The 11,691-nt window shown below is 64.1% G+C and carries 10 protein-coding genes; 8 read left to right on the forward strand and 2 right to left on the reverse strand.

The annotated features are described in order from the left end of the window. The first annotated feature begins 8 nt into the window (after nt 1-8). The 8 genes from MRBLPB4O_RS23435 to MRBLPB4O_RS23470 all read left to right on the forward strand — a co-directional run bounded on the left by MRBLPB4O_RS23435 (nt 9) and on the right by MRBLPB4O_RS23470 (nt 9,059). On the forward strand, nt 9-1,448 hold the full coding sequence (locus tag MRBLPB4O_RS23435) for an alginate O-acetyltransferase (protein WP_341796735.1): 1,440 nt from the start codon (nt 9-11) through the stop codon (nt 1,446-1,448). An 8-nt stretch (nt 1,449-1,456) separates the two neighbouring features. Continuing rightward, the gene (locus tag MRBLPB4O_RS23440; RefSeq protein ID WP_341796736.1) at nt 1,457-2,560 is read left to right on the forward strand and encodes a mannuronate-specific alginate lyase; all 1,104 of its coding nucleotides are present in this window, start codon (nt 1,457-1,459) and stop codon (nt 2,558-2,560) included. A gap of 198 nt (nt 2,561-2,758) precedes the next feature. Beyond that, a complete protein-coding gene (locus MRBLPB4O_RS23445; RefSeq protein ID WP_016498002.1) occupies nt 2,759-4,216 on the forward strand; it encodes an MBOAT family protein in 1,458 nt (485 codons plus the stop codon). Between the two features lie 10 nt (nt 4,217-4,226). After that, nucleotides 4,227-5,384, forward strand: coding sequence for an alginate O-acetyltransferase (locus MRBLPB4O_RS23450; RefSeq protein ID WP_049274672.1), 1,158 nt, complete (start codon nt 4,227-4,229; stop codon nt 5,382-5,384). A 20-nt stretch (nt 5,385-5,404) separates the two neighbouring features. After that, nucleotides 5,405-6,052 carry an alginate O-acetyltransferase AlgF gene (locus tag MRBLPB4O_RS23455; RefSeq protein ID WP_016489019.1) on the forward strand — a complete coding sequence of 216 codons (648 nt, stop codon included), beginning with the start codon at nt 5,405-5,407 and terminating at the stop codon, nt 6,050-6,052. A 34-nt stretch (nt 6,053-6,086) separates the two neighbouring features. After that, complete coding sequence (locus MRBLPB4O_RS23460) at nt 6,087-7,541, forward strand: mannose-1-phosphate guanylyltransferase/mannose-6-phosphate isomerase (RefSeq protein WP_016497999.1); 1,455 nt, start codon at nt 6,087-6,089, stop codon at nt 7,539-7,541. Between the two features lie 153 nt (nt 7,542-7,694). Then, entirely contained in the window at nt 7,695-8,159 is a 465-nt protein-coding gene (locus MRBLPB4O_RS23465) for a multidrug transporter (RefSeq protein WP_341796737.1), read from the forward strand. An 87-nt stretch (nt 8,160-8,246) separates the two neighbouring features. Further along, nucleotides 8,247-9,059 carry an SDR family oxidoreductase gene (locus MRBLPB4O_RS23470; RefSeq protein ID WP_341796738.1) on the forward strand — a complete coding sequence of 271 codons (813 nt, stop codon included), beginning with the start codon at nt 8,247-8,249 and terminating at the stop codon, nt 9,057-9,059. 122 nt (nt 9,060-9,181) lie between these two features. Here MRBLPB4O_RS23470 and MRBLPB4O_RS23475 read toward each other — a convergent pair whose 3' ends face one another. Continuing rightward, a complete protein-coding gene (locus MRBLPB4O_RS23475; protein ID WP_341796739.1) occupies nt 9,182-10,633 on the reverse strand; it encodes an efflux transporter outer membrane subunit in 1,452 nt (483 codons plus the stop codon). Beyond that, nucleotides 10,630-11,691 carry an HlyD family secretion protein gene (locus MRBLPB4O_RS23480; protein WP_341796740.1) on the reverse strand — a complete coding sequence of 354 codons (1,062 nt, stop codon included), beginning with the start codon at nt 11,689-11,691 and terminating at the stop codon, nt 10,630-10,632. The genes MRBLPB4O_RS23475 and MRBLPB4O_RS23480 overlap by 4 nt, the downstream gene beginning before the upstream one ends.

Consider the following 11,691-nt stretch of genomic DNA (forward strand, 5'->3'; position numbering starts at 1 on the left):
CCCAGACCATGACTCCACACCTGATGAAACTGCTGGGCCTGTCCGCCGCCCTCCTGGCGATCAGCCAAGGCGTGCGCGCCGAAGAAGTGAAGGCCCCCACTTTCAGCGCCGAGCCCTGCTGCCAGCTGTGCCCCGAAGCGCACGACGCCAGCCGCTACACCACCCGTTACCAGCAGAACTTCACTACGCTGGTGCAGGCCAAGGGCGACTGGCTGTTCCGTACCCGCGAAGACCTGCGCACCGAGTTCAACACCACCCCGGCCGGCTACAAGCGCCTGCAACAAGTGCATGACGCCTTCAAGAAGCGCGGCGTGGAACTGGTGGTGGTGTACCAGCCGACCCGTGGCCTGGTGAACCGCAACATGCTCAACCCGGCCGAGAAAGCCGCCTTCGACTACCAGAAGGCCTTGGGCAACTACCAGGCCATGCTCAAGCGCTTCGCCAGCATGGGCTACAACGTGCCCGACCTGTCGCCGCTGACCAACGAGCAACTGGCCGCCGCCGACCAGGGCAAGGATTTCTACTTCCGTGGCGACCAGCACTGGACGCCATATGGCGCCGAGCGCGCTGCCAAAATCGTGGCCGACACCGTGCACAAGATGCCGGCCTTCGAAGGCATCCCGCGCAAGGAATTCGAGACGAAGAAATCCGGGCGCATGGGCAAGACCGGCACCCTGCACAACGTCGCCGGCCAACTGTGCGGCACCAGCTACGCGGTGCAGTACATGGACCAGTTCGCCACCGAGCCGAAAGGTTCCAGCGGCGGCGACGACCTGTTCGGTGACAGCGGCAACGCGCAGATCACCCTGGTCGGCACCAGCCACAGTGGCAAGAACTACAACTTCTCGGGCTTCCTCGAGCAATACATCGGCGCCGACGTGCTCAACGTCGCCTTCCCTGGCGGCGGTCTGGAAGGCTCGATGATCCAGTACCTGGGCAGCGAGGAATTCCAGAAGAACCCGCCGAAGATCCTGGTGTGGGAATTCTCCCCGCTGTACCGCCTGGACCAGGAAACCATCTGGCGGCAAATCCTTGGCCTGCTTGATGACGGCTGCGACGACCGCCCGGCCCTGATGAGCGCCAGCACCACCCTCAAGCCCGGCAAGAACGAACTGATGGTCAACGGCAAGGGCGGCGTGATCAAAGACCTGATCAACCGCAACCTGCAGATGGACGTCAAGTTCGAAGACCCGTCGGTGAAGGTGTTGCAAGCCACCCTGTGGTACCTCAACGGGCGCCATGAGGACATCAAGCTGGAAAAACCGGAAACCTCCGACACCGACGGCCGCTTTGTCTTCCAGATGCGCGAAGACGAAGACTGGGCCAGCCAGAGCCTGCTGGCGTTCGAGGTACAGGGGCCGGAAAACGGCACCCAGAAGGTCGAGGCCAAGCTCTGCAAACGCAACAACTTCGCCGTGCCTGCGCAAACCGCGCAGGCCGGCCAGTGAGGCGACCCATGACCCATCTGAAGCACATCTTTCGCCCCGCCCTCCTCGCGTTGGCCCTGTTCGGCGGTGCCGCGCACGCCGCGCTGGTACCGCCCCAGGGTTACTACGAGGGGATCGAAAAGCTCAAGACCGGTGACGGCAACTTCCGCTGTGAAGCGGCGCCCAAGCCCTACACCGGCGCACTGCAGTTCCGCAGCAAGTACGAAGGCTCGGACAAGGCACGGGCGACGCTCAACGCAGCCTCGGAAAAGGCCTTCCGCAAGTCGACCGAAGACATCACCACCCTTGAGAAAGGCGTGAGCAAGATGGTCGGCCAGTACATGCGCGACGGCCGCCCGGCGCAGCTCGACTGCACCCTGGCGTGGCTGGGCACCTGGGCCCGCGCCGATGCGCTGCTGTCCACCGACTACAACCACACCGGCAAGTCGATGCGCAAATGGGCGCTGGGCAGCATGAGCGGTTCGTGGCTGCGCCTGAAGTTCTCCAATTCGCAGCCACTGGCCGCACACCGGGCCGAGGCCGAGCTGATCGAAAAATGGTTCGCCCGCCTGGCCGAACAGACCGTGCGCGACTGGAGCGACCTGCCGCTGGAGAAGATCAACAACCACAGCTACTGGGCCGCCTGGTCGGTCATGGCTACCGCCGTCGCCACCGACCGCCACGACCTGTTCGACTGGGCCGTGAAGGAATACAAGGTCGGCGCCAACCAGATCGATGACCAAGGCTTCCTGCCCAACGAAATCAAGCGCAAGCAGCGTGCGCTGGCTTACCACAACTACGCCCTGCCGCCGCTGGCGATGATTGCCAGCTTCGCCCAGGCCAATGGCGTCGACCTGCGCGCCGAGAACAACTTCGCCTTGCAGCGCCTGGGTGAAGGCGTGCTGGCCGGTGCCCGCGATCCCAGCCACTTCAAGGCGCGTGCCGGTGAGAAACAGGACATGACCGACCTCAAGGTCGACAGCAAGTACGCCTGGCTCGAGCCCTGGTGTGCGCTGTACCACTGCGTTGGCGACACGCTTGAGCGCAAGCACGACATGCAGCCGTTCAACAGCTTCCGGCTGGGGGGCGATGTGACCCGGGTCTACGACCCGAGTGCAGAGAGCAAGAAATGAATTGACCCCCATTGCGGGGGCGGAACCTGTGGGAGCGGGCATGCCCGCGAAGAAGCCACCGCGGTGCATGGCAAGGGCTTCGCCCTTGTTCGCGGGCTTGCCCGCTCCCACAGGGATCTAAGTTGCCTTCCAGTCTTGCACTGGGGGGTTTGGGGGGCGCTTTGCCCTGGATGCTGTGAACAAATTAGGAGAACCGGGATGGTCTTCTCGTCCAACGTGTTCCTGTTCCTGTTCTTGCCGATCTTCCTCGGCCTGTATTACTTGAGCGGGCAACGCTATCGCAATCTGCTGCTGCTGGTCGCCAGCTACATCTTCTATGCCTGGTGGCGGGTGGACTTCCTGGCCCTGTTCGCCGGGGTCACCCTGTGGAACTACTGGATCGGCCTGAAAGTGGGTGCCGCCGGCGTACGCACCAAACCCGCCCAGCGCTGGCTGCTGCTCGGCGTGGGCGTCGACCTGGCAATTCTTGGCTACTTCAAGTACGCCAACTTCGGCGTCGACAGCCTGAACGCGATCATGACCTCGTTCGGCCTGGAGCCGTTCATCCTCACCCACGTGCTGCTGCCGATCGGTATCTCGTTCTACATCTTCGAGTCGATCAGCTACATCATCGACGTGTACCGCGGCGACACCCCGGCTACCCGCAACCTGATCGACTTCGCAGCATTCGTGGCGATCTTCCCGCACCTGATCGCCGGCCCCGTACTGCGCTTCAAGGACCTGGTCGACCAGTTCAACAACCGCACCCATACCCTGGACAAGTTCTCCGAAGGCTGCACCCGCTTCATGCAGGGCTTCATCAAGAAAGTGTTCATCGCCGACACCCTGGCCGTGGTCGCCGACCACTGCTTCGCCCTGCAAAACCCGACCACGGGTGACGCCTGGCTGGGCGCGCTGGCCTACACCGCGCAGCTGTACTTCGACTTCAGCGGCTACAGCGACATGGCCATCGGCCTGGGCCTGATGATGGGCTTCCGCTTCATGGAGAACTTCAAGCAGCCGTACATCAGCCAGTCAATCACCGAGTTCTGGCGGCGCTGGCACATCAGCCTGTCGACCTGGCTGCGCGACTACCTGTACATCACCCTGGGCGGTAACCGCAAAGGCACCTTCAACACCTACCGCAACCTGTTCCTGACCATGCTGCTGGGCGGCCTTTGGCACGGTGCCAACTTCACCTACATCATCTGGGGCGCCTGGCACGGCATGTGGCTGGCCATCGAGCGTGCGCTTGGCCTCGACACCAACCCGCAGCGCTTCAACCCGGTCAAATGGGCCTTCACATTCCTGCTGGTGGTGGTCGGCTGGGTGATCTTCCGCGCCGAAAACCTGCACGTGGCCGGCCGTATGTATGGCGCCATGTTCAGCTTCGGCGACTGGCAGTTGTCCGAACTCAACAGCGCCCAGCTGACCGGCCTGCAGGTGGCCACCCTGGTAGTCGCCTATATCTCCCTGGCGTATTTCGGCCTGCGTGATTTCTACCGCAATGCCAAGCCAGCGCCCCAGGCCACGCCGGTGCAGGTCAACAACGACGGCTCGATCGGCCTGGACTGGACCCGGGTGATGACCCGCGCCCTGGTGCTGCTGCTGTTCGTGGCCTCGATCCTCAAGCTTTCGGCGCAGAGCTACTCGCCGTTCCTGTACTTCCAGTTCTGAGGCCGATGACATGAACCGCACATTACGCATTACTTACTCCCTGTCGTTCCTCGGCTTGCTGGTGGGCATGGGCGTGTGGTCCACCGGTGGCCTGCAAAGCTTTCAGCGCACCGAGCAGATGACCCTGCTCAACGGCAAGCTGGCCAAGGCCGCCGAGACCCACTACGACGCCGAGTTCCCGATCAAGCGCCTGGGCACCAACCTTTGGGCGGCCATGGACTTCAAGCTGTTCAACGAGGGCCGCCCCGGCGTGGTGCTGGGCCGCGACCAATGGCTGTTCAGTGACGAAGAGTTCAAGCCCACGGCTGGCGCCGAACAGCTGATGCAGGAAAACCTGGCGCTGATCCGTGGCGTGCGCGACACCTTGCAGCAGCACGGCAGCCAGCTGGTGCTGGCGATCATCCCGGCCAAGGCTCGCCTGTATTCGGAATACCTGGGCAAGGAACAGCCGGCCAGCCTGCACGATGACCTGTACAACCAGTTCCATGCCCAGGTGCGCCAGGCCAACGTGTTCGCCCCGGACCTGCAAGCGGCCATGGAACAAGCCAAAGCTCGCGGCCAGGTATTCCTGCGCACCGACACCCACTGGACACCGATGGGCGCCGAAGTCGCGGCCCAGGCGCTGGCCGAGGCTGTAAGCCGGCAGAACCTGCTCAACGGTGACCCGCAAACCTTCGTCACCGAAGCCGGCAGCACGGCGCCCTACAAAGGCGACCTGACCAACTTCCTGCCACTGGACCCGCTGTTCAGCAACCTGCTGCCGGCCCCGGACAACCTGCAACAACGCAGCACCCGCCCGGCGCAAGCCGAGGGTGAAGGCGACGATGCACTGTTCGCCAACAACGAGATCCCGGTCGCACTGGTGGGTACCAGCTACAGCGCCAACCCGCACTGGAACTTCCTTGGCGCGCTGCAGCAGGCCCTGCGCAGCGACGTCGCCAACTACGCCGAAGACGGCCACGGCCCATTGCTGCCGATGCTCAAGTACCTGCAAAGCGATGCCTTCAAGAACGCCGCACCGCAAGTGGTGGTGTGGGAATTCCCCGAACGTTATCTGCCCATGAAAAACGACCTCAGCAGCTTCGATCCGCAGTGGATCGCCCAGCTGAAAAACTCCCGTAAATCCGAAGAAAACCTGGCCTTGTCGTCCACCCGGACGAACCACTGAACGATAGAGAGGAAATGCACATGACTACCAAGACTTCCATTGCCAAAGCCCTCACCCTCGCGGCCGGCCTTTCCCTTGCTTCGATGCAGGCCTTCGCCGGTGCCGACGCCGCCCTGTACGGCCCTAGCGCACCGAAAGGCTCGACCTTCGTGCGCCTGTACAACGCAGCTAGCGCACCGGCCGCCGCGTCGGTCGGCAACACCCAGATCAAGCAGGTTGGCGCCCAGGCCAGCAGCGACTTCAGCTTCCTGCCAGGCGGTGACTACACCGCCCAGGTCGGCGGCAAGAGCGTGCCGGTGAAGCTGGCCTCGGACAAGTACTACACCCTGGTCAACAGCGGCACCGGCAACCCGCAGCTGATCGAAGAACCACCGTTCAAGAACAAGCAGAAAGCCCTGGTGCGCGTGCAGAACCTGAGCGACCAGCAGCTGACCCTGAAAACCGCCGACGGCAAGACCGAAGTGGTCAAGCCGGTGGCCGCCAACGGCCGAGGCGAACGCGAAATCAACCCGGTCAAGGTCAACCTGGCGCTGTACCAAGGTGACAAGAAAGTGGGTGACGTGAAACCCGTCGCTCTGGAGCGCGGCGAAGCCGCCGTGCTGTACGTAACCGGTTCCGGCAACGCCTTGTCGCCGGTGTGGGTAACTCGCCCCGTGGCTAGCAACTGATCCCCCTGCCTTTAACGACTATTGGAGAAACATGATGATCCCGGTAATTCTTTCTGGTGGTAGCGGTTCGCGTCTGTGGCCTCTGTCGCGCAAGCAGTTCCCCAAACAGTTCCTGGCCCTGACCGGCGAACACACCCTGTTCCAGCAAACCATCGAGCGCCTGGCGTTCGAAGGCATGGACACGCCAATCGTGGTCTGCAACAAGGACCATAAATTCATCGTCCAGGAACAGCTGGCTGCGCTGAAGCTGGAAACCCAAGGCATCCTGATGGAGCCGTTCGGCCGTAACACCGCGCCGGCCGTGGCCATGGCCGCCATGAAACTGATCAACGAAGGCCGCGACGAGCTGATGCTGGTGCTGCCCGCCGACCACGTGATCGACGACCAGAAGGCCCTGCAGCGCGCCCTGGCCCTGGCCACCATCGCCGCCGAGCGTGGCGAAATGGTGCTGTTCGGCGTGCCGGCGACCAAGCCGGAAACCGGCTACGGCTACATCCGCTCCAGCCAGGACGCCCTGCTGCCCGAGGGCGTGGCGCGCGTGGCGCAATTTGTTGAAAAACCCGATGAGAAACGCGCCGCCGAGTTTGTCCAGGCCGGTGGCTACTTCTGGAACAGCGGCATGTTCCTGTTCCGCGCCAGCCGCTTCCTCGAAGAGCTGAAAAAGCACGACGGCGATATCTACGACACCTGCGTGCTGGCCCTGGAGCGCAGTGAGGAAGAGGGCGATGTGCTGAGCATCGACGAAGCCACCTTCGCCTGCTGCCCGGACAATTCCATCGACTACGCGGTGATGGAAAAGACCCAGCGCGCCTGCGTGGTGCCGATGTCGGCCGGCTGGAGCGACGTGGGCTGCTGGTCGTCGCTGTGGGATGTGCATGAGAAGGACGACAACGGCAACGTCACCAAGGGCGACGTGGTGGTGCAGGACAGCCGCAACTGCATGATCCACGGCAACGGCAAGCTGGTGTCGGTGATCGGCCTGGAAAACATCGTGGTGGTCGAGACCAAGGACGCCATGATGATTGCCCACAAGGACAAGGTCCAGGGCGTCAAGCAGATGGTCAAGACCCTCGACGAGCAGGGCCGTACTGAAACCCAGAACCACCTGGAAGTGTATCGCCCGTGGGGCTCGTACGACTCGGTGGACATGGGCGGCCGCTTCCAGGTCAAGCACATCACCGTCAAGCCGGGTGCCAGCCTGTCGCTGCAGATGCACCACCACCGCGCAGAGCACTGGATTGTGGTGTCTGGTACTGCCGAGGTCACCTGTGACGAGAACGTGTTCCTGCTGACCGAGAACCAGTCGACCTACATCCCGATCGCTTCGGTGCACCGCCTGCGCAACCCGGGCAAGATCCCGCTGGAGATCATCGAAGTGCAGTCCGGCAGCTATCTGGGCGAGGATGATATCGAGCGTTTCGAGGATGTGTATGGGCGCACCTCCACGCCGGTCGAGCGTGGGGTATCGGTCAAGACCATCGCGCAGTAAGTAGGCGCCGGGGCCGCTCCCACAAAGGTCACGCGATCTCCTGTGGGAGCGGCCTTGTGTCGCGAAAGGAGGGCAAAGCCCTCCCGCTTTTGAGCCCTCCCCCATTTCAGGCTACGATGGTCAGACCCCGCGCAACCTAGGTCTGCAAGCCCCATGATCATCGGTGCCTTCCTCATCCTTACCTGGCTGGTACTGCTGTTGCGCTACCCGGCCAAGGCCCTGCCGATCTCGCTGGCCGCCGTGTTTGGCCTCGGCCTGGTGGCGCTGTTCGTCGCCTGGCAAGACACCCGCGAAACCTCGCAACTGGCCCGGCTGGACCTGCGCCTTGCCTATGCCCCCGAACAATGCCCGGCCGACCGTGCGTTGCAGATACACATGAAAAACGGCAACAAGGCCCCGCTGACCGAACTGCGCTGGCGAGTGGCGGCATACGCACCAGGCGACACGGTGAACCTGGCCGAAAGCACCTACAACGCCCCGCGCTACCGGGGGCCGGGTGATTTGCAGCCGGGGGCCGAGTGGAAGGACTGCCTGCCGCTGCCCCCCCTGCGCGCCGGGTACCGGCCACAGACCCTGGAATTTCGTGCCGAGCACCTGCAAGGTACATTTGCCAATTGATATATCGCCTGTACCGACCCTTTCGCGGGTGAACCCGCGAAGAGGCCGGCACAGGAAAGCCAATCCTCCTTACAACAGGCCCCAACCATGCCCACCGTCCTGATCACCGGTTGTTCCAGCGGCATCGGCCGCGCCCTCGCTGACGCCTTTCGCGATGCCGGCCACCACGTCTGGGCCACTGCTCGCAAGGCAGAGGATGTTGAAGTGCTGAACGCCGCCGGCTTCACTGCCCGGCAACTGGATGTGAACGACAGCGAGGCACTCGCCCGCCTGGCCGAAGAACTCGAAACCCTGGATATCCTGATCAACAACGCCGGCTACGGCGCCATGGGCCCGTTGCTGGACGGTGGTGTGGAGGCCCTGCGCCAACAATTCGAAACCAACGTGTTCGCCGTGGTCGGCGTGACCCGCGCGCTGTTCCCGCTGCTGCGCCGCTCACGCGCAACGGTAGTGAACATCGGCAGCGTTTCCGGTGTGCTGGTCACGCCATTCGCCGGTGCCTACTGCGCCTCGAAAGCGGCCGTGCATGCGCTGAGCGATGCCTTGCGCCTTGAACTGGCGCCGTTCGGTGTGCAGGTGATGGAAGTGCAGCCGGGGGCGATAGACACGCATTTCGCCAACAATGCCCAGCGCCAGGCCGAGCAGGTACTGGCGGCGGACTCACCATGGTGGCCGTTGCGTGAACATGTCCAGGCGCGGGCGCGGGCTTCGCAGGACAGGCCGACTTCGGCGGCGGTGTTTGCCCAGGGTGTGTTGGCGGCAGTCGGCAAGTCGCCGGTACCGGGGGTGGTGCGGTTGGGGAATGGCAGTACGGCGTTGCCATTGTTGGCGAGGTTGCTGCCTCGGCGGTTGCTGGATTGGGCACTGCGCAAGCGCTTTGGCCTGCTGCGCCCGCTCTGAGATCTCGGCTGCCCTGGGGCCGCTTTGCGGCCCATCGCGGCACAAGGCCGCTCCTACAGGGGACCGCGATCGCCTGTAGGAGCGGCCTTGTGCCGCGATGGGCCGCAAAGCGGCCCCTGCCTTTACGCTTTCTTCGTAGGCTGCTCATCAAACGCCTGCCAGCCACCACCCAAGGCCTTGTACAGCCCCACCAACGCCTGCGACACCGCCGCCGAGCTGTCGATCCACTGCTCCTCGCTGGCCAGCAATGCGCCCTGCACCGTCAGCACATTGAGAAAGTCCACCGCCCCTTCCACATACTGGCGCTGGGCAGTTTCCAGGGCGATGCGGTTCTGCCGCACGGCCTCGGCCAGGTGGTCACGGCGCAACTGGCTGGCGTTGTACAGGCGAAGCACATCGTCAATTTCATGCCAGGCACCCAGCACCACCTTGCGGTAGTTCAGCGCCGCTTCCTGCTGCTGCGCCTCGCGCAGTTCCAGGGTGCCCTTGAGCCGGCCGCCCTCGAAGATCGGTAGCGACAGCTGCGGCCCGAAGGCAAAACGGCGCGAATCCCAGCCACCGAAATCAGACAACTGCATGGCCTGGAAGCCGACACTGCCCGACAGCCGGATGCTCGGGTAGAAATCCGCCTTGGCCACGCCAATGCTGGCGGTGGCGGCATGCAGGCGGGCTTCGGCCTGGCGGATGTCAGGGCGGCGCTCGGCCAATTCGGACGGCACGCCGATGGCGAACTTCTGCTGCGGCGCGGGCAGCTCGCCGCCCTGCAGCAATTCGGCCTGCAAGCTGCGCGGCGGTTCGGCGGCAAGCAAGCTGAGCGCGTTGATCAGGTCATCACGACGGGCTTCAAGGCTTGGCAGTCGCGATTCGATCGAAGCAACCTGGGCGCTGGCCTGGGCCACGTCCAGGCGCGTGGCAACGCCTTCGGCCTGGCGGTTCTGGGAAAGCTGCAGGCTGTGCTGGGCAACCTTCAGGTTGTCCTGCGTCACATCCAGGGTGTGCTGCACGGCGCGCAGCTGGATGTAATTGCCGGCGGTTTCCGAAAGCAGGGCCAGCAGCACTCCCCGGCGGTCGTTCTCGGCCACTTCGACGGTGGCATCGGCAGCCTCGACCTGGCGCCGCACGCGCCCCCACAGGTCCAGCTCCCAACCGGCCACCAGGTCGCCTTGCCAAAGGTTGTACGCCGCTTTGCCCGCCTTGCCAGACGGATCGCTCAGGCCTTCGGCGCTGTTGCGGGCGCGGCTGTAGCCGGCGTTTGCATCCACCGACGGCACTTCATCGGCGGCCACGGTACTGCGCAAGGCGCGGCTTTGCAGCAACCGTGCACTGGCCATTTGCAGGTCGAGGTTGCGCTCGGCAACGCGCTGGATCAAGGCACTGAGCTGTGCGTCATGGAAGGTTTCCCACCAGCGCAGTTCCAGCGGTTCGGCCTGCGGCTGGCTGGCCGCCGCTTCGCCTTGCAGCGGCGCCCACTGCTGCGGTGCCTGGCTGTCGGGGCGCAAGAAGTCCGGGCCCATGGTGCAGCCGGCCAGCAACACGGCCAGCAGCAACGGGCTAAAGCTTAATGCCGGTTTCATCGTGCGCTCACCTCTTTGCCGTCCAGCTTGTCGCCACGGGTATCGATGGTCGCTTCTACCGACATGCCCACACGCAGGCGGGTGAGCAGTGGCTGGCCGTCATCGAAGACGATCTTCACCGGAATGCGCTGCACCACCTTGGTGAAGTTGCCAGTGGCGTTGTCCGGTTTGACGGCGGCGAAGGTGACGCCGGTGGCCGGGGCGATGCTTTCCACATGGCCTTGCAGCTTTTCGCCGGAGAAGGTGTCGACGCTGATGCTCACCGGCTGGCCAGGCTGCACGTGGGTCAGCTGGGTTTCCTGGAAGTTGCCCACCACATAGGCCTGTTGCAACGGCACCACCGACAGCAGGCGGGCACCCGGGTTGACGTAGGCGCCTATGCGCAGGGCACGCTCGCCGACCATGCCGTCCACCGGCGCAGTAATGCGTGTGTAGGACAGGTCGAGCTGGGCCTTTTCCACGCCCGCTTCGGCACGTTTCAGCTGGCCATCGGCGCTGGCCACTTGGGCCGTGAGAATGTCCACCTGCTTGCGCGCCGCCACTAACGCTGCCTGGGCATTTGCCAAGCGTGCGCGTGCCTGGTCTACACCGCTGCGCGCCTGCTGGGCGTTCTGCACGGTACCGGCGCCCTGCTCGGCCAGGCGGCTGTAGCGGTTGACCTCGTGGTCGGCGAACGCCGCTTCGGCCTGGGCGGCTTTGACAGCAGCCTCGGCCTGGGCAATCAACGATGCCTGGCGCTCAAGGGTGGCGCGGGCATCGGCGCTTTGCGCCTGGGCCACCAGCAACTGCGCCTGTGCGGCGTCCAGGGCGGCCTGGTAATCGCGGGGGTCGATGGTCGCCAGCAACTGGCCGGCCGTAACCTGCTGGTTGTCCTCCACCAGCACGTCCTTGATAAAGCCGGCCACCTTGGGCGCGACCACGGTGTAGTCGGCGATCACATAGGCGTCGTTGGTGCTCTGGCGATGGTCGCTGCCAAACATCCAGGGGCCGACGATGCCAGCCAGCACGGCCACGGCCAGCACCGAGCCGATGAACAGGGTTTTGCGGTTGTTGGTCAT

It is taken from the genome of Pseudomonas sp. LPB4.O (assembly GCF_038383825.1).
GTDB classification, from domain to species: Bacteria; Pseudomonadota; Gammaproteobacteria; order Pseudomonadales; family Pseudomonadaceae; genus Aquipseudomonas; species Aquipseudomonas putida.